Origin of the sequence: Caviibacter abscessus (assembly GCF_001517835.1) — a bacterium.
Classification (GTDB): domain Bacteria; phylum Fusobacteriota; class Fusobacteriia; order Fusobacteriales; family Leptotrichiaceae; genus Caviibacter; species Caviibacter abscessus.
This window is the reverse complement of record NZ_LOQG01000001.1, coordinates 178,332-197,220: the sequence shown is the minus strand read 5'-3', so window position 1 is coordinate 197,220 and position 18,889 is coordinate 178,332. Positions and strand designations below refer to the sequence as shown.

The 18,889-nt window shown below is 25.9% G+C and carries 17 protein-coding genes; all 17 read left to right on the top strand.

Translation table 11 applies throughout. From position 1 onward, the window contains the following. The first annotated feature begins 125 nt into the window (after positions 1–125). The 17 genes from uvrA to AWT63_RS00920 all read left to right on the top strand — a co-directional run bounded on the left by uvrA (position 126) and on the right by AWT63_RS00920 (position 18,883). Positions 126–2,963, top strand: coding sequence for an excinuclease ABC subunit UvrA (gene uvrA / locus AWT63_RS01000; RefSeq protein ID WP_068267770.1), 2,838 nt, complete (start codon positions 126–128; stop codon positions 2,961–2,963). Continuing rightward, the gene (ytvI, locus tag AWT63_RS00995; RefSeq protein WP_068267768.1) at positions 2,960–4,075 is read left to right on the top strand and encodes a sporulation integral membrane protein YtvI; all 1,116 of its coding nucleotides are present in this window, start codon (positions 2,960–2,962) and stop codon (positions 4,073–4,075) included. Before uvrA ends, ytvI begins: the two co-directional genes overlap by 4 nt. Continuing rightward, positions 4,059–5,006, top strand: a complete 948-nt coding sequence (gene mltG, locus AWT63_RS00990) for an endolytic transglycosylase MltG (protein ID WP_068267766.1) — start codon at positions 4,059–4,061, stop codon at positions 5,004–5,006. The genes ytvI and mltG overlap by 17 nt, the downstream gene beginning before the upstream one ends. Then, positions 5,006–5,860 carry a SpoIID/LytB domain-containing protein gene (locus tag AWT63_RS00985; RefSeq protein ID WP_068267764.1) on the top strand — a complete coding sequence of 285 codons (855 nt, stop codon included), beginning with the start codon at positions 5,006–5,008 and terminating at the stop codon, positions 5,858–5,860. The genes mltG and AWT63_RS00985 overlap by 1 nt, the downstream gene beginning before the upstream one ends. Positions 5,861–5,867: 7 nt before the next feature. After that, complete coding sequence (gene tilS, locus AWT63_RS00980; protein WP_068267761.1) at positions 5,868–7,037, top strand: tRNA lysidine(34) synthetase TilS; 1,170 nt, start codon at positions 5,868–5,870, stop codon at positions 7,035–7,037. Continuing rightward, on the top strand, positions 7,031–9,037 hold the full coding sequence (ftsH, locus tag AWT63_RS00975) for an ATP-dependent zinc metalloprotease FtsH (RefSeq protein ID WP_068267759.1): 2,007 nt from the start codon (positions 7,031–7,033) through the stop codon (positions 9,035–9,037). Before tilS ends, ftsH begins: the two co-directional genes overlap by 7 nt. Before the next feature lie 17 nt (positions 9,038–9,054). After that, positions 9,055–9,708: an N-glycosylase/DNA lyase gene (locus AWT63_RS00970; protein WP_068267758.1), complete on the top strand. Its 654-nt coding sequence runs from the start codon at positions 9,055–9,057 to the stop codon at positions 9,706–9,708. 136 nt (positions 9,709–9,844) lie between these two features. After that, positions 9,845–10,075 carry an acyl carrier protein gene (gene acpP / locus AWT63_RS00965; protein ID WP_068267757.1) on the top strand — a complete coding sequence of 77 codons (231 nt, stop codon included), beginning with the start codon at positions 9,845–9,847 and terminating at the stop codon, positions 10,073–10,075. Continuing rightward, positions 10,072–10,770, top strand: coding sequence for a ribonuclease III (gene rnc / locus AWT63_RS00960; protein WP_407921931.1), 699 nt, complete (start codon positions 10,072–10,074; stop codon positions 10,768–10,770). The genes acpP and rnc overlap by 4 nt, the downstream gene beginning before the upstream one ends. Before the next feature lie 2 nt (positions 10,771–10,772). Next, entirely contained in the window at positions 10,773–11,282 is a 510-nt protein-coding gene (gene coaD, locus AWT63_RS00955) for a pantetheine-phosphate adenylyltransferase (RefSeq protein WP_068267756.1), read from the top strand. Continuing rightward, a complete protein-coding gene (gene radA, locus AWT63_RS00950; RefSeq protein ID WP_068267755.1) occupies positions 11,275–12,624 on the top strand; it encodes a DNA repair protein RadA in 1,350 nt (449 codons plus the stop codon). The genes coaD and radA overlap by 8 nt, the downstream gene beginning before the upstream one ends. Continuing rightward, positions 12,624–13,703, top strand: coding sequence for a DNA integrity scanning diadenylate cyclase DisA (gene disA / locus AWT63_RS00945; RefSeq protein WP_068267754.1), 1,080 nt, complete (start codon positions 12,624–12,626; stop codon positions 13,701–13,703). Before radA ends, disA begins: the two co-directional genes overlap by 1 nt. 22 nt (positions 13,704–13,725) lie before the next feature. Next, on the top strand, positions 13,726–14,748 hold the full coding sequence (locus AWT63_RS00940) for an extracellular solute-binding protein (RefSeq protein WP_068267753.1): 1,023 nt from the start codon (positions 13,726–13,728) through the stop codon (positions 14,746–14,748). A gap of 10 nt (positions 14,749–14,758) precedes the next feature. After that, on the top strand, positions 14,759–15,835 hold the full coding sequence (locus AWT63_RS00935; protein ID WP_068267749.1) for a nucleotidyltransferase family protein: 1,077 nt from the start codon (positions 14,759–14,761) through the stop codon (positions 15,833–15,835). After that, complete coding sequence (locus AWT63_RS00930; protein ID WP_068267748.1) at positions 15,832–16,749, top strand: alpha/beta hydrolase; 918 nt, start codon at positions 15,832–15,834, stop codon at positions 16,747–16,749. The genes AWT63_RS00935 and AWT63_RS00930 overlap by 4 nt, the downstream gene beginning before the upstream one ends. A 53-nt stretch (positions 16,750–16,802) precedes the next feature. Beyond that, the gene (locus AWT63_RS00925; protein WP_156414472.1) at positions 16,803–18,062 is read left to right on the top strand and encodes an MFS transporter; all 1,260 of its coding nucleotides are present in this window, start codon (positions 16,803–16,805) and stop codon (positions 18,060–18,062) included. A gap of 11 nt (positions 18,063–18,073) precedes the next feature. Then, positions 18,074–18,883 carry a transketolase gene (locus tag AWT63_RS00920; RefSeq protein WP_068267742.1) on the top strand — a complete coding sequence of 270 codons (810 nt, stop codon included), beginning with the start codon at positions 18,074–18,076 and terminating at the stop codon, positions 18,881–18,883. Positions 18,884–18,889: the final 6 nt, after the last annotated feature.

Sequence of the window (18,889 nt, the reverse complement as noted above, 5' to 3'; positions counted from 1 at the left end):
TCAATCTCTCTATAAAATATAATTGTTATTACGGGATCAAATCAATGGTTTGGTCCCTTTTAAATTTAACTTATTTTTATGTTAATTTTTACCTATTCATGATATAATAATAAGCGAGGTGTAAAATGGATTTTATTAGAATAAAAGGAGCTAGAGAACACAATTTAAAAAATATTAACTTAGATATTCCTAAAGGTAAAATGGTTGTTATAACAGGTGTATCGGGTAGTGGAAAATCTTCAATAGCTTTTGATACAATTTATTCAGAAGGACAAAGAAGATATGTTGAAAGCTTATCAGCATATGCAAGACAATTTATTTCACAAATGAAAAAACCTGAATTAGATAGTATTGAAGGTTTATCACCAGCAATATCAATAGAACAAAAAAGTGTTTCAAAAAATCCAAGATCAACTGTTGGAACAATGACAGAAATATATGATTATATGAGATTATTGTGGGGTCATATAGGTATAGCACATTGTCCTTTATGTAATAAAATAGTTAGTAAAAAATCAATACAAGAAATTATAGAAGAAGTATATGCAAAATGTAATGAAAAAGATAAATTAATCATATTATCACCTGTAGTAAAAGATAAAAAAGGAACTTTTAAAAATCTGTTTATTTCATTACAAAAACAAGGATTTCAAAGAGTAGCTGTAGATGGTACTGTATTTGATCTTGATGATGAAATAGAAATTGATAAAAATAAACGACATAATATTTATGTTATTGTTGATAGAATAATAATTAGAAAAGATGAAGAACAGGAAATATTAACAAGAATCACAGAAAGTATAGAACAAGGTATAAAGCTTTCACAAGGTAGCATTGAAGTTGAACTTAATAAAACTAGATTAAAATATAATGAGAATTTTGTATGTGAAAATCATGAAGATATAGCTTTTCCTGAAATTGTACCAAGATTATTTTCATTTAATGCACCTTATGGTGCTTGTGAGAAATGTAATGGACTTGGCTCAGCATTAGTAATTGATGAAAATAAGATAGTAATTGATAAAAATTTACCGTTAAATAATGGAGGAGTTTTTGTTTGCGGAGGAAGCTCAAAAACTTCATGGACTTATAAAATGTTTACGGATTTTTTAAAAGCTCATGATATTGATGAGAATTTAAGCTTTTCACAACTTTCTGAAAATCAAAAGCAAATTTTGTTTTATGGAACTGACAAAAAATTTAGATTTACTATAAACACTAAAGAATATAATTATGATGGATATAAAACATTTGATGGTATTATATCTCTTGCAAATAGAAGATACAAAGAGTCATTTAGCGAAAGTATAAAAGAAGAGCTTGAAAACAAGTATATGATTGAAAAAACTTGTAGTGAGTGTCATGGTGATAGATTAAAAGATGTAGTTTTAAATATTAAAATAAATGAAAAGTCTATTATTGATGTGACTAAATTAAGTATATCTGATGCTCTTATATTTTTTGAAAATTTGGAACTTACAGATAAGGAAAAGAAAATAGCTCAAGAAATATTAAAAGAAATAAGAGAAAGACTTAGTTTTATGGTTAATGTAGGTCTTGACTATTTAAGTTTATCAAGAAATACTAGAACTTTATCAGGAGGAGAAAGTCAAAGAATAAGACTTGCAACTCAAATAGGAAGTAAACTTACAGGTGTTATTTATGTTTTAGATGAACCAAGTATAGGACTTCACCAAAGAGATAATGAAAAATTATTATCAACTTTAAAAGATTTAAAAAATATAGGAAACACTCTAATAATAGTAGAGCATGATGAAGATACTATGAGAGAGTGTGATTATTTAATTGATATAGGTCCTGGTGCTGGGATTTGCGGAGGAAATATAGTCGCACAAGGTAGTCCTAATGAAGTTATGAAAAATGAAAATTCAATAACTGGAAAATATTTAAGTGGTAAACTTAACATAGAAATACCAAAGAAAAGAAGAAAAGCAACAAAGTTTTTAAAATTAAAATCATGTACGGGTAATAATTTAAAAAACGTTGATGTTGATATACCACTTGGAGTATTTACTGTTGCTACAGGAGTATCTGGAAGTGGAAAGAGTACTCTTATAAATCAAACTTTATATCCAATATTAAGCAATGAACTAAACGGTTCAAAACTATATCCGCTACCATATAAAAGCATAAGTGGTATTGAAAACGCAAAAAAAGTTATTAATATTGATCAAAGTCCAATAGGAAGAACACCTAGGTCAAATACTGCGACATATACAAAGATTTTTGATGATATAAGAGATTTATTTTCAAAAACAAACGACGCAAAAATACGTGGATATGATAAAGGAAGGTTTTCTTTTAATGTAAAAGGTGGAAGATGTGAAGCTTGTTCGGGGGCAGGTATAGTTAAAATTGAAATGAATTTTTTACCTGACGTATATGTAGAATGTGAAATATGTAAGGGTAGAAGATACAATAATGAAACTTTAGAAGTAAAATATAAAGGAAAAAATATTGACGAAGTTTTAAATATGACAGTAAGAGAAGCGTATGAATTTTTTACAAATATTCCATCACTTAATAGAAAATTAAGTACTTTAATAGATGTTGGTATGGATTATATTTCACTTGGTCAAAGTGCAACTACTTTATCAGGGGGAGAAGCACAGAGAATAAAACTATCAAGTGAACTTTCAAAAACAAGTAATGGAGATACAATATATATATTAGACGAGCCAACTACGGGACTACATTTTGAAGACATTAGAAAATTATTAATAGTTCTTAACAGATTAGTTGAGAATAATAATTCAGTAATTGTAATAGAACACAATTTAGATGTAATAAAATCAGCAGACTATATTATTGATATAGGTCCTGAGGGTGGACAAAATGGCGGACAAGTCATAGCACATGGAGAACCTGAAAAGATATGTAAAAATAAGAAATCTTATACAGGAAAATTTTTGAGCAAAATTTTAAGGAGGAAAGATAAATGAAAGGGTTTGACATTAAAAGATTAACGCCGCTTATTTATGTGATATCGGTATTAATATTACTTTTAATTACATTCAAACTATTGGTGTTTTTACTACCTTTTGTAATAGCAACAGCTATTGTAAGTGTTACAAACCCAATTGCAGGATATCTTAGTTCAATACTGAAAATAAAAAACGCAATTGCTAAAGTTATAACTTTAACTTTATTTTATATGATAATCTTTTTAATAGTTTTTATTGTATTATTTAATATAACGGTAGAAGTTGTTAGATTTGGAAATGAATTAGCACAAAATTCTCAATCACTTATACAAGCAATTAATGATTTATCAAAAGAAATTAATTCATATATATCATTTTTACCAAAGTACACAATTGATTATGTAAATAGTACTATAGTTAAATTGGTTAATTATATTTCAAATTACGCTTTGATAATACTAAATTCAAGTATAAGTTTAGTAAAAAAGTTACCGACTTTAACTGTATATACAATAATAACAGTATTATCATCTTTTGTAATTTCAAGTGATAAAAAAGAAATAGTAGATTTTTTTGAAAAGCAAATGCCTGTTACTTGGATTGAAATGTTTTTCAAAATAAAAGAAAATGTTTTAACTATGATATTTATGTATCTTAAAACACAATTAGTATTAATAACATTATGTTTTTTTGAATTAATTATAGGACTTAATATAATAAATTTATATACAAATAAAATAAGCTATGTACTTATAATAGCCATTGCAATAGCATTAATTGATGCTTTACCTATACTTGGAACTGGAACTGTTTTAGGTCCTTGGGCTCTTATATCTATTTTACAAAAAGAATATATTTTAGGTGTAAGCTTACTTGTATTATATGCAATTATTACTTTGGTTAGACAATATAGCGAGCCTAAATTATTAAGCAAAAATGCAGGAATACACCCACTTTTAACATTAGTTGCAATGTATAGTGGATATAGAATATTTGGAGTTCTTGGATTTTTATATGGACCTATAATTATGACTATAATTAGAATTGTATTTACAAAAGAAATAGAGTATGGATTTTTTAAGTATTTAATTAATGAAAAAAGGAAGGAAATAAATGAAGAAAATATTTAATGTTTTGTTTTTTATATTCGCAATTTTCATACTGTCATCTATGTATATGTATTACGATATATTTTATAAATCATACAAGACGGATAATAAAGAGTTAGTAGTAGAAAAAAAATACAACTTTAGAAAAATATATAGTATGCTTAATATTAATTATTCATTAGCAGACAAAGTATTTTTTAAATTAACGCAAAATGATAAGAAAATAAAAAGTGGTAAATATATTTTAAAACCTAAAATTACTAAATATGAAATAATTTCTATGATTATTTCTTCAAAAAGAGATGAAATATCTTTAACAATACCTGAAGGATTTACTTCAAATCAAGTGTTGGCAAGAATAGAAGCCTTAGGTTTAGCAACAAAAGAAGAAATGTTGTCTGAAATGAAAGAATATACTTTCTATTATCCTCATTCTGATAACTTTGAAGGATATCTTTATCCGGAAACATATTTTTTCAACCAAGATAGTAGACCTAAAGAAATACTTGATAAAATACTTGAAACTTTTTTACAAAAATTTCCGCCGGCAGATTATCCTAATAAAAATGAATTTTATAATAACTTAATTTTAGCATCTATAGTTGAAAGAGAAACAGAAAAAGAAGAAGATAAACCTATAATTGCAGGTATATTTAAAAATAGACTTAAAATTAATATGCCTTTACAATCAGATGCCACATTAAGATATGAACTTGAAAGAAGAGCATATAAAAAGGATTTATTATCTTCAAAGTCTAAGTATAATTCATATAAACATAAAGGGCTTACACCTACACCTATAAGCAATCCAAGTTATGATACAATTATAAAAACTATGAATCATACAGACACTTCATATTTATATTTTTTTATGTATAATAATAAGACTTATTATTCAAAAACACACACAGAACATTTAAGACAAAGAAAAGAAAGCGGACATTTAAAATAATGAAAAAATTAATATTTTTATTGGTATTTGTAATTAGTTGTACTTCAATAAATACAAATAAATCAAAAATTGATTTAAATAATGAACAAGTTATAAGAGTAAAAGACAGTAAAACAAATGAAATAACAAAAATTACGCTTGAAAAGTATCTTTATTCAGTTGTAACTTTTGAAATGGGGAAAAGTTTTCCTATTGAAGCCTTAAAAGCACAAGCTATAGCTGCAAGAACTTATGCACTGAAAAATATCTTAAGAAATGTAAATAAAGATTTTGATGTGTATAACGATACTTATTCACAAGTTTATAGAAAAATAGATAATGTAGATAAAAAAATAGAAGATGCGGTAAATGATACGAGAGGTATAATTATTGTATATAATAATAAACCTATTGATGCACTATATCATTCAAGCAGTGGAGTAAAAACTAAATCTGCAAAACAAGTTTATGGAAATGAAGTTGAATATTTACAATCTGTTGAGGATTATACTACAGATAGATTTTGGGAGTACTCGATAAAATTATCGGACTTATCTAAGATTTTAAATATACAAGTATCAGAAATTAAAGCTAAATTTGAAGATGAAATTAGTGTAGAAGAAGTAATAATAAATAATGAAACTCCAATAAAAGTTGCAAAATTTAGACGTTTACTAGGAAATTCAAAGTTAAAAAGTGCAAACTTTAATATGCATGTTGAAAATGGTAGTGTGTATTTTCAAGGAGTAGGATATGGACATGGGGTAGGAATGTCACAACATGGTGCTAAATATTTAGCTAAGTTTTATAACTATACTTACGATAAAATACTTAAGCACTATTACACTGGAGTTGAATTAAAAAAAATATATTAGGAGATATATGAAAAAAATATTAATTGCATTTTCTGGTGGACCCGACTCTGTTTATCTATATTATCATTTAAAGAAAATGGGGCATATTTTATATATTTGTTATGTTAATCATAATTTAAGGGAAGATGTGAACAATGATATAGAATTTGTAACCAAATTTTGTAATGATGAAAAAGTTCCATTTGTTATTAAAAGTATAAATATATCAAATTTTAGTGAAAATATAGCAAGAGAAAAACGATATATTGAACTTGAAAAAGCAAGGGTCCAATTTGGCTGCGATTATATTGCTACAGGTCATAATATGAATGATAATGTTGAAACAATATTATTTAGACTGGCTAGAGGAACAGGAATAGAAGGTCTTAAAGGAATACCTAAAAAACGAGGAAATATAATTAGACCTATAATTGATATTCAAAAAGAATATATATTAGAATATCTTGATAAAAATAATATAAAGTATTTAAGAGATTATACAAATGAGCAGAATATATATTCAAGAAATATTATAAGAAATAAAATTATACCTATTTTAAAAGAGATAAATTCAAATGCTATAAATAATATTGCAAATTTAATAAAGCTTGTAAATGAAGATGATGAAAAAAATAGATATATTATTACTGAATTAAAAAGAAATAATATAAATATTAATAAGAATAAAGTTGATGAAATTAAGTCAACACTTTTAAAATCAGGAACAAGTATAAGATTAAACGAAAAGTATATTTGGTATAATGGATATAATTTTAAAGGAATAAAAGAATTAAAAAATAGTGATTTTTCTTATTTCTTTTATAATACTATAAATTTAAACGAAAATTTTAATATTTACGAGTATAATATTAGCTTTGCAAACGGAGTGACTATAAAAAATAAACTTGAAAAAAAAGAGTATAAAATATATAATGTAGAAAACGTTTCAAAACTAATAATAAGAAATAGAACAAATGGAGATAAGATAAATTCAAAGAAAATAAAAGATATTTTGATTTCAAAAAAAATTGAGCGTTATGATAGAGATAAAATACCTGTTATAACTGATGAAAATAATAATATTTTGCTCCTTGCAGATATTAAATCATCAGATTTTGTAAAAGAAATTAAAAATATTAATGAATTAGAAGATAATAAACTATATGTTTCTATTGAAAGAAAGGGGCATAAATGTTAGAAAATAACGAAGATGATAAAAAAGAACAAGAAGAGACACAACAAGAGGAAAAACAACAAGAAAAAGAAGATAAAAAAGATGAAATAGATGATGATGAATTATTTAAAAAAAGAATAGAAGAAATACGAAATCAAAATTCAAAAATGCCATTTAATAAAATGGGCAGTCCTATATTTTTTGTTATCATAATTGCATTAATTTTCATGGTTTACTATTTTTCAAAACGTGATATGGTAGGTAAAATTAATCAAGAAGTAACATATACTGCATTTATATCAAAGCTTAAAACCGGAGATATAGCTGAAGTATATGAAAAAGACGAAAATATATATGGAGAAGCTAAAAAAGACAACAAGGTTTATTATACAAAAAAAATTACTAATAGAATTGGTGAAGATAAATATTTAATTGAAACAATAAATAGTAATCAGGATATAAAATTATCATCACAAAGTACAGCATTAAAACAATCATTTTTTAACCTTATATTTAGTTTAGCACCATTACTTATCTTACTTGGTATGTTTATATTCTTATCAAGAAGAATGATAGGTGGTGGAGGAGCAGGAGGAGTTAATCCATTTACTTTTGGTAAAACAAAAAGTAAGATTAAAGAAAAACCGATTGTTACTTTTGATGATGTTGCTGGAGTTGATGAAGCTAAAGAAGAGTTAAGAGAAGTTGTAGAATTTTTAAAAGATGCAAGTAAATTCTTAAAAGCTGGAGCTAGAGTTCCAAAGGGTGTACTTTTATTAGGAGAACCGGGAACAGGTAAAACACTACTTGCAAAAGCTGTTGCAGGAGAGTCAGGAGCATCATTTTTCAATATTTCAGGTTCTGAATTTGTTGAAATGTATGTAGGGGTTGGGGCTTCAAGAGTAAGAGACTTATTTGAAGAAGCAAAAAAAGAAAAACCGGCTATAATATTTATTGATGAAATTGATGCTATAGGTAGAAAAAGAAGTGTTGGTCGTTCAGGCGGTAATGATGAAAGAGAACAAACCTTAAATCAATTGCTTGTTGAAATGGATGGATTTGAAACAGATTCACAAATAATAGTAATAGCAGCAACTAATAGAGATGATATATTAGATTCTGCACTTTTAAGATCAGGAAGATTTGATAGAAGAATTTCAGTTGCAGCACCTGATTTAAAAGGAAGAATTGACATATTAAAAATACATGCAAGAAATAAAAAATTAGCAGATGATGTAAGATTAGAAGATATTGCAAAAATTACACCGGGATTTGTTGGAGCAGATTTAGAAAATATCTTAAATGAAGCGGCAATACTTGCTGCAAGAGATCAAAGAGATGTTTTAAAAATGGCAGATTTAGATGAAGCTGTTGATAAATTAGGACTTGGCTTAGGTCAAAAAAGTAAAATTATTACAGCTGAAGACAAAAAAATGTTAGCTTATCATGAAGGTGGGCATGCTTTAGTAGCAAGTTTAATACCTGATACTGATAAAGTACATAAAGTTACAATAATCCCAAGAGGTAATGCAGGTGGTTACACAATGACATTACCAGAAGAAACTTTAAATAAGAGAAGTAAGATGATACTTGCGGATATAATGGTAGCATTTGGTGGTAGAGTTGGAGAATATTTGGGAATGTCAGATATAGGAACTGGAGCATATTCAGATATTCAAAAAGCGACATATTATGCTAAATTATTCGTTCAAAGTTATGGCTTAGATACTGAATTAGGACCTATAAATCTTGAACAAAGTAGACAGGAAGAATATGCTTTTGTATCTTCAAACAGTGATGAAACAATGCGTGAAATTGATAGAAGAGTAAGAGAACTTTTAAAAGATTTATATGATAAAACTGTAAAATTATTAAGTGAACATAAAAAAGAATTAGATGAAGTAGCAAGTCTTTTATTAGAAAGAGAGACTGTAACAGGTGCAGAAATAAGAGCAATAGTTGCAGGTCATACTCATCAAGAAGTTTTAAATATGAGTGATGAAGAAATAGCAAAATATTATTAGTATCATATGGAGAGTTTATGGAAATTAACAAAGATTTACATGAGAAAATTTTAGAAATAAATGAAAGTATAAAAGAAGATGTCGATCAGAAGATAAGAGAGTATAAAGCGGCATTTAATTATGACAATAAGAAGTTTTTTTGTGAAGTTGCATTTTGCATATTAACGCCTCAGTCTAAAGCTCTTAAATCATGGGAGATAATTCAAACTTTAGATGAAAATGGTTTACTTTATAACGGGCAATATGAAGATATAGTAGATTATTTAAATGCAATAAGATTTAAAAATACTAAAGCAAAAAGACTAATAATGTTAAGAGAGTTAATGACTGTAAATGGAGAGCTAAATCCTAAAAAAGTTTTAATGAGTAATGGAGATGTAAAAAAAATAAGGGAATGGATAATTAAAAACATAAATGGTATGGGTCTTAAAGAAGCAAGTCATGTACTTAGAAATTTAGGTATGGGAGAAGATATTGCAATTTTAGATAGACATATATTAAGAGTGCTTAAAGATTTACATGTTATAGATGAAATTCCTAAAACATTAACATATAAAAAATATATAGAAATTGAAGATAAAATGAGAGAATATTCAAAATATTCTAAAATTACAATGGATAGACTTGATTTAGTATTATGGTATAGACAAGTTGGATATATATTTAAATAAAAACATATAAAGAAAGTGTCAATTAAATTTTTTTAATTGGCATTTTTTGTTTTTAGATATTCGTACACAAGTATTATAAATACTTGAAAATATGGGATAAAATGTAGTATAATCTATATAATTGGGAGGAGAAAAAATGATAGAAAAAATAAAAGAAATTATAATGGATCAACTTGACGTTGAAGAGAATGAAATAACTATGGAAAGTTCTTTAGTTGAAGACTTGGGAGCAGATTCTTTAGATATTGCAGAACTTATGTCATCATTTCAAGATGAATTTGATGTTGAATTAAATCCAAAAGATGTTGAAAAAATAAAAAAAATAAAAGATTTAGTGGCATATATTGAAAATCATAAACAAGGGTGATAACTTTGAGAGCTAGATTATTAAACCTTATGGAGAAAATCGGTTATAAATTTAAAAATGAGAAATATTTATTAGAAGCTATAACTCATAGTTCATATGCACATGAACATTCTTATCTAGGTATAAAAAATAATGAAAAATTAGAATTTTTAGGTGACTCTGTTTTAGATTTAATAACTACTGAATATCTTATAGAAACACATAAGACATTTAATGAGGGAGAGCTATCTAAATTAAAAAGTCAGATAATAAGTGAAACTGTTTTTTCATCAATTTCAACAGAAATAGGATTAGGAGATTACTTATATTTTAGTAATGGAGAAATAGCATCAGGCGGTAAATATAGAAAATCGATATTAGGAGATGCTTTTGAGGCGTTAATTGGGGCAGTATTTAAAGACTCTGATTATTATACAACTAGAGAAGTGGCACTGAATTTATTAAAAAATAAAATAGAACATATAAATGAAATAGAAGGTGTAAGAGATTATAAAACGGATTTACAAGAATATGTACAATCAAAGTATAAGATAACACCGGAATATATACTTGTTGATACAGCAGGTCCAGACCATGACAAAATATTTAAAGTTAATGTCATTGTAAATGGTCAAATTAGGGGAGAAGGAATTGCTAAGAGCAAAAAAGAAGCTGAAAAATCTGCTGCTAAGAATGCACTTGAAAATTGGGAGTAATTATGATAAAAAAAGCAATTTATGCGGGTAGTTTTGATCCTATAACTAAAGGTCATTTAGATATAATAACAAGAGCAAAAAATCTTACAGATGAATTAGTAATAGGAGTTTTATATAATATAAATAAAAAAGATTATTGGTTTACTGTTGATGAACGTATAGAAATGATTAAAAATAGCATAATTGAGATGGGACATAGCTTAGACAATATCAAAGTTATTTCTTTTAATGGACTTTTAGTTGAACTTATAGAACAAGAAAAAATTGACGTATTAATAAGAGGATTGAGAGCAATATCTGATTATGAATATGAAGTACAAATTAATTTAATTAATGATATGCTTAGCAAAAAATCATTTGAAACAATATTTTTAAATGCTTCAAGACAATATCTATATCTTAGTTCAAGTGTAGTAAAAGAAGTAGCAGTAAATAACGGAGAATTATCATACTTTGTTACAAACAATGTAGCAAAAATGTTAAGAGAAAAGGTTGAAAAAATAAATGGCTAAAGAAAGAGTAACATATATATGTTCAGATTGTTCTTATAAAACTATAAAATGGGTAGGGAAATGTCCTAATTGTGGTGCTTGGGGAACTATTGATGAAGAAATAATTATGAAAGATTTGGATAAATTAATTACTAAATCTGTACCGGCACAAAAATTAGACGATATAAATATAGAAAAAGAATTTAGAATAAATACTAAATATATTGAATTTGATAGAGTGTTAGGTGGAGGTTTAACTAAAGCGGAAGTGGTTTTAGTAACAGGAGCTCCTGGAATTGGAAAGTCAACTTTTTTAATATCATTGCTTAATGAATATTCAAAAAAAGTTAGCACTTTATATGTTTCGGGCGAAGAATCTTTAAGACAAATAAAAGAAAGAGCCAATAGGTTGTCTATATCTTCAAATAATTTATTTTTATTAAATGAAACTAAATTAGAAAATATTATCGGAACTATAATTGAAAATAAACCGAGTGTTGTTGTAATTGATTCAATACAAACTCTTTATTCTGAAAATATTAATTCATTGCCTGCCAGTATAAGTCAAATAAAAGAATGTTCTTTAAAATTAATAGAAATTGCTAAAAAATATGATATTGCTTTCTATATTGTTGGGCATGTCACAAAAGATGGGAAACTTGCAGGTCCAAAATTATTAGAACATATGGTTGATTGCGTTATTTCTTTTGAAGGTGATGAAAATAATTATTATAGAATAGTAAGAAGTACAAAAAATAGATATGGTTCTACAAATGAAATATCAATATTTGATATGAAAGAAACTGGGATTGAAGAGGTTAAAAATCCTTCCGAATTTTTTATAGCTTCAAGAGAAGAAAAAAATATTGGAAGTATAATAGTACCTTGTATTGAAGGAAGTAGAGTAATATTATTTGAGATACAATCACTGATATCAAATGCTATTTATGGTTATCCCAAAAGAATAATACAAGGATTTGATAAAAACAGAATGGAAATATTACTTGCGGTTTTATCTAAAAATATGAAAACAGACTTTAATACAAAAGATGTATATATAAATATACCCGGTGGAATAGAACTAGATGAAAGGGCAAGTGATATGGCTATTATTTTATCACTTATTTCAACCATTAAAGAACAAGCTGTGAGTGCAAAAATTGCAGCATTAGGAGAGCTTGGTTTAAGAGGTGAGGTAAGAGCGGTATCATTTATAAAAAAAAGGATAAAAGAGCTAATCAAATTAGGTTTTACAGGAGTATATTTACCAAAAGTTCATGAAGAGGACTTAAAAAAAGAAAAGTTAAATATAAAGCTTAATTATATTAACAATATAAGTGAGCTTATAGAAAGGATAAACTAATGTCATATAGAGATAGAAATGAGCTATTTGACCAAGTGTTTAGTATAATGGCTCCAGGACAACCACTTAGAAAAGGTGTTGATAGAATAAAAGAAGCTTCACTTGGTGCCCTTATAGTTTTAGCAGAACCAGATGAATTAAAAAATATAATTGAAGGCGGATTTACTCTTTATACTGATTTTACACCTCAAAAATTATATGAACTTGCGAAAATGGACGGTGCAGTAATAATATCAAAGGATATAAAAAAAATATATGGTGCAAATATTCAATTACAACCGGATCATAATATAGAAACGGATGAAAGTGGAACAAGACATAGAACAGCACATAGAATGGCAATACAAACAGGTCATATGGTAATTACCATATCTGAAAGAAGAAACAAAATTACTGTTTTTAAAGACAAATTTAAGTATATATTTGATTCTATAGGTGACGTTTTAATTAAATCATCACAAGCTATTATGTCTCTTGAAAAATATTCTAGTATAACGACAAAGTATTTAAATAATCTTAATTATTCTGAATTAGAAAATATGGTAACTCTTGATGATATAATAAGTGGAATCAGATTTTATTCACTGTTATTTAATATGGATGATAAGGTTATTCAATATATATCAGAACTTGGAACAGAAGGAAAAACTTTACAATTGCAGCATACTGAAATTATGCTAGGGCAAAAAAATAATTTTATAAATTTAATAAAAGATTATTCAAATTATGAAAATGATAAAATAGAAAAACCCGAAAAAATATATGAAAAAATCACACAAGTTGAAAATTTAGATATAACAGATGATGAGGTAATTGCTAAATTACTTGGATATAATTTGAAAGTTGTTATGACAGAAGATATATTAATTCCTAAAGGATATAGACTACTTAATAATATAAATAGGCTTAGTAAAAAAGATATAGATAATATTATTGAAGAATTTAAAGATATTCATGGTATATTAAGTGCTACATTAGATGATATACAACATATAAAAGGGATTAATAAAAATAAAGCTGAAAAAATAATTAAAGTTAATACAAGATATAGAAACACAATAAAATATGAAAAACAATAAGCAGTTTGAAGGAAGGTGAAAAATGAAAAAAATACTTTATATTTTTATTATTATATTTACTCTTATAAGCTGTAGTGGCAATAGAGAGGAATTAAATATTTATACTTGGAGCGAGTTTATACCTGAAGAAGTTATAGAAGAATTTGAGAAAAAAGAGAATATAAAAGTCAATGTAAGTTACTATGAAACAAATGATATGATGTTATCAAAATTATTATCTGGAACAGATGAATATGACATAGTATCTCCATCAACTGATTTTATAATCACTATGAAAAAATTAAATTTAATATCAAAATTAGATAAATCAAAGTTAAATGGAATATTTGAAAATATCAGAATAAATAAAGATATCATAGATAAGTATGATAAGAACTTGGAATATTCAATTCCATATCAAATATTTGCAACAGGTATAAGTATTAATAAAAAATATGTTGATGAAAATGATAAAGATATTTTATCACAAAGTGCAAATATTTTTTCAAACAAAAAGTACTATAAAAAAATGACAATGTTAGATGATGCAAGAGAAACCTTAGGCTTAGCTTTAAGTTATTTAGGTTACAAAACATCAACTTCAAATGATAAAGAACTTGAAGAAGCCAAGAAATTATTACAGGAGTGGAAATCAAATCTTGTAAAACTTGATAACTTAAATTATGGTAAGGGTCTTATAGCCGGTGAGTTTTATATCGTACATGGTTATCAGGACATATTTTATGAACTTGATGAAAAGGATTACAAAGATTACATATTTTATCTTCCTAAGGGTGCATTAATGTACATTGATAGTATGGCTATTTTAGAAAAAGCAAAAAATAAAGAAAATGCATATAAATTTTTAAACTACTTGTATTCAAAAGAAAATTATAAAAAAACTGTATTAAAATTTAAAACACCAAGTGTGTTAAAAGGTCTAGAAGATATTAAAACTATACTTACGTTGGAAGAAGTTTTGAAAAATTCAACATTGCCTGAACCACTTGATGAAGTTTCAAAAGAAAAACAAGATAAAATATGGAATGATATAAAATTAAAATGAGGCAAAATTTATGATATGTGGTGTAGTTGCAGAATTTAATCCATTTCATAATGGACATAAGTATCAATTAGATGAAATAAATAAGCTTAATCCTGATATAAAGATAGCACTTATTTCAGGTGATTTTGTTCAAAGAGGAGAATTAAGTATACTAAGTACTTATGATAAAACTAGAATAGCACTTGAAATGGGCTATGATATAGTTGCTGCAATTCCTGATAAGTATAGTATACAAAATGCAGAAATATATTGTAGTTTTGCTGTTAAAATTCTTAATGAATTAGGAGTGGATTATCAAATATTTGGCGTAGAATCAAATGATATTTCTGATATTTATGCTTTAATTGAGACTGTTGAAAATGTAGATATAAAGCCCTATTTAAAACAAGGTTATAGCTATAATAAATCAATAAGTTTAGCTTTAGGTGATAAGTCTTATTTATATACATCTAATAATATACTTGCCATGGAATACATAAAAGCTATAAAAAAATATAATTTAAATATAAAACCTTTGTCAATAAAAAGGATAAATACAGATTATAATGACCAGATAATTAGAAGTAATTTTGCAAGTGCAAGTAAAATAAGAGAATTAATAAAAAGTAATGAATCTTTTGAATATTTAGTACCATATAAACATAAATTAAATTACATTCATTCATATGAAGAGAAATTATTTTCATTATTTAAATATATATTTTTGACTAGAAATAATGATAATATATATGATATGACAAAAGAAATTTACAACATAATAAAAAATAAATTAAAAATATCAAATAATTATTTTGATTTCATTAATAATATAAATTGTAGAAATGTATCAAAAACAAGAATTAAAAGATTAATGTTAAATGTTATTCTTAATATTAAAGATTTTGATATAAATAAAGAAGATGAAATTAAAGAAATAAAAATTTTAGGTCTAAATAAAAAAGGCGGAAAATACATAAAAAATATAGAAAAAGCATATGTTGACTATAGTCAATTTAAAGAATCTGAAGAAGGATTTTTATTATTAAAAGAGTATTTATTTGAGTCAAAAAAATTCAATAAATTAATATATTGGGAAAGTGAGAAATGATGTTTTTACTAGATAAAATTGAAAAATATCCAAGAAAAACACTGGAACAGTCACTAAGTGAAGTTATGAAAAGTAAAAATAAAATGATAGGTGGTATATATTCTCCTATAATATTTAATATGAAGTATGAGGAGATTAAATATAGTTCTATTGATGGAATAACTTTGTATGGTTGGCTTATTAAATCTGAAAATGCTACAAAAACTCTTATTTTTTGCCATGGAAGAAATAATAATAGAATATTTTGCCTAAGATTTCTACAACTTTTTTTAGATATGAATTTAAGTGAAAGTTACAATATCTTTATTCCTGATTTTAGAAATTCAGGAAAGTCTGATATTGCTAAAACTGGTTTTGGTTATTTTTTTGCAAGGGATATATACAGTACAATTAAAATGTTAAAATCAGAATTTTCATATAATAATTTTATACTTTATGGATTTTCACAAGGTGCTATGGGTTGTAGTGCAGTTCCTTATTTATATAAAGAAGAATTAAAAAATGAAAATATTAAAATTGAAAAATTAATATTAGATAGTCCTGTTGCAAATATAAAAAAATTGATATTAAAAAATGCTAAAATAAAAGGTATACCAATACCTAGATTAATAACTTATTTATCGCTTAAAATATTTAATAAACATATTGATTATAGGTTAGATGATATGAAGTTATCAACATTACTAGGAATAGTTTCGACTCTTATAATTCAATCAGAAAAAGATAACTTAACACCGTATGATATTGTTAAAGATGAATTTGAAAAATTTAATATTAGAAAAGAAAAAGATCAAACGCTTGCTAGTGTTCAATTTAAAGCTTTTAGAAAAGGGCAACATGTAAGAACATACTTAGAATATAAGCAAGAATATACGCAAACAATAAATAAATTTTTAGAAAGTGAGAAATTGTGAATAAATTAAGTAAAAAATCCTATATTCTTTATGGATTAGGTGTTTCATATTTTATGTTAGATCAATTATTTGTGCAGTGGTTAAATTATTTTTATTTACCACCTGAAAACTCTACATTACAACCAATTCTTACAGCAAGATACTTAATATTTGGTTTTATATTTATGAGATTTATTGATTCTATTGCAGATCCGATAGTTGGATATATGTCAGATCATAACAATTCTAAATTTGGACGTCGTTCATTTTTTATGATAATAGGTGGAATACCGTTAGCCTTATCAATGATACTTTTTTATTTTCCGCAAGGTAATAGTCAATTGCAATTATTAGCGTACTTTTCTATAATAGGTGCTGTTTATTTTATAGCGTATACTTTAGTAGGAGGTCCGTATAATTCACTAATACCTGACTTGGCAAATACAAAAAATGAAAGAATAAACTTATCAACAGTTCAATCAATCTTTAGACTTGTATTTACAGCAATACCTATGATTTTATCACCAAAATTAATAGCAATATTTTCAAAAGGTTCAACTGAATTACATGGATTTAGAAAAACTATTATTTTATTTTCTTTATTATCATTAATAGGTGTATATGCGTGTGCCTTATTTCTTGGTGAAAGAGAAATTAAAAATAAAAAAGAAATATCAAAAGGTGCTAGTTTTAGAGAAACTGTAAAACAATTATATAATAGAGAAATAATTTTATATTTCTTAGGATTTTTCTTTTTCTTTAGTGCATTTAATATTTTAAGAAATGTAATAAATTATTATGTAGTAATAGTAATGGGGAAAAGTACGAGTTCAGTTACTTTAATATCTGTGATAATTTTTGGTATTGCAGCAATATTTTTCCCGATAACAAATAAACTTACTAAAATATTTGGATTTAAAAAAATGATGATATCAAATATATCAGCGATAATATTAGGGACAATAGGACTTATGGTATTTAGAAATAATAATTTATCAATAATTTACTTTTTTTATGCTATAATAGGAACAGGTATTAGTGGTGCGGCATTTATATTCCCACCAGCAATGCTTAGTGAAATATCTACCGGAATAGCAAATAAAACAGGAATTTCAGTTGAAGGACTATTATTTGGAATACAAGGATTCTTTTTGAAACTTGCATTTATGGTACAAGCAATAATATCAATTTCTGCACTTATTTATAATAGTAAACCTAATAGTTTAGGACTTAAGTCTGCAAGTTATGATGGAGTAATGTTAAGTTTACTAATAGCAGTTATTTTATTTATATTATCAATGATATTTTATACTATGAAAAAAAATGAAATTTAATGGAGGTTAAAATGCAAAATAGAGAGTTGGAATCTATTTCAAAAGAAATTAGAAAAAAAATAGTTGAAATGATATATCATGCTAAATCAGGGCATCCGGGTGGTTCATTATCAATAGCTGATATTTTAACTGTTCTGTATTTTGAAGAAATGAATATTGATGTTACAAATCCGAAAATGGTTGATAGAGATAGATTTGTATTAAGTAAAGGGCATGCAGCACCTGCTTTATATGCGGCTTTGATGGAAAAAGGATTTATGGATAAATCATTAGTAACTCAACTTAGAAAATTTGGTTCTCCACTACAAGGACATCCTGATTTAAAGAAAATTGAATCAATTGAAATGTCAACAGGTTCATTAGGACAAGGACTTTCAGCAGCAAACGGTATGGCATTATCATCTAAAATGTTTGGTCCTGAATTTAGAGTGTATACTATACTAGGAGATGGTGAATTACAAGAAGGACAATGTTATGAAGCTGCAATGGCTGCAAGCCACTATAATCTTGATAACTTAGTTGCAATTATTGATAATAATAATTTACAAATAGATGGAGATGTTGATAAAGTAATGAGCATTTATCCACTTAAAGAAAAATTTGCTTCTTTTGGTTGGGAAGTAATTGAAATAGATGGTCATAATTATGATGAAATAAGAAATGCACTAAAAAGAGCAAGAGAAATAAAAAATAAACCAACAGCAATAATAGCAAAAACTATAAAAGGTAAAGGTGTATCATTTATGGAAAATCAAGCTGGTTGGCACGGTAAAGCACCTAGTAAAGAAGAATTTGAATTAGCGATTAAAGAATTAATGTAGGAGGTA

What these genes read in the sequence shown, in the direction of transcription:
- uvrA (WP_068267770.1), top strand. Translation starts at nt 126, where the DNA reads ATGGATTTTATTAGAATAAAAGGAGCTAGAGAACACAATTTAAAAAAT.
- ytvI (WP_068267768.1), top strand. Translation starts at nt 2,960, where the DNA reads ATGAAAGGGTTTGACATTAAAAGATTAACGCCGCTTATTTATGTGATA.
- mltG (WP_068267766.1), top strand. Translation starts at nt 4,059, where the DNA reads ATGAAGAAAATATTTAATGTTTTGTTTTTTATATTCGCAATTTTCATA.
- AWT63_RS00985 (WP_068267764.1), top strand. Translation starts at nt 5,006, where the DNA reads ATGAAAAAATTAATATTTTTATTGGTATTTGTAATTAGTTGTACTTCA.
- tilS (WP_068267761.1), top strand. Translation starts at nt 5,868, where the DNA reads ATGAAAAAAATATTAATTGCATTTTCTGGTGGACCCGACTCTGTTTAT.
- ftsH (WP_068267759.1), top strand. Translation starts at nt 7,031, where the DNA reads ATGTTAGAAAATAACGAAGATGATAAAAAAGAACAAGAAGAGACACAA.
- AWT63_RS00970 (WP_068267758.1), top strand. Translation starts at nt 9,055, where the DNA reads ATGGAAATTAACAAAGATTTACATGAGAAAATTTTAGAAATAAATGAA.
- acpP (WP_068267757.1), top strand. Translation starts at nt 9,845, where the DNA reads ATGATAGAAAAAATAAAAGAAATTATAATGGATCAACTTGACGTTGAA.
- coaD (WP_068267756.1), top strand. Translation starts at nt 10,773, where the DNA reads ATGATAAAAAAAGCAATTTATGCGGGTAGTTTTGATCCTATAACTAAA.
- radA (WP_068267755.1), top strand. Translation starts at nt 11,275, where the DNA reads ATGGCTAAAGAAAGAGTAACATATATATGTTCAGATTGTTCTTATAAA.
- disA (WP_068267754.1), top strand. Translation starts at nt 12,624, where the DNA reads ATGTCATATAGAGATAGAAATGAGCTATTTGACCAAGTGTTTAGTATA.
- AWT63_RS00940 (WP_068267753.1), top strand. Translation starts at nt 13,726, where the DNA reads ATGAAAAAAATACTTTATATTTTTATTATTATATTTACTCTTATAAGC.
- AWT63_RS00935 (WP_068267749.1), top strand. Translation starts at nt 14,759, where the DNA reads ATGATATGTGGTGTAGTTGCAGAATTTAATCCATTTCATAATGGACAT.
- AWT63_RS00930 (WP_068267748.1), top strand. Translation starts at nt 15,832, where the DNA reads ATGATGTTTTTACTAGATAAAATTGAAAAATATCCAAGAAAAACACTG.
- AWT63_RS00925 (WP_156414472.1), top strand. Translation starts at nt 16,803, where the DNA reads ATGTTAGATCAATTATTTGTGCAGTGGTTAAATTATTTTTATTTACCA.
- AWT63_RS00920 (WP_068267742.1), top strand. Translation starts at nt 18,074, where the DNA reads ATGCAAAATAGAGAGTTGGAATCTATTTCAAAAGAAATTAGAAAAAAA.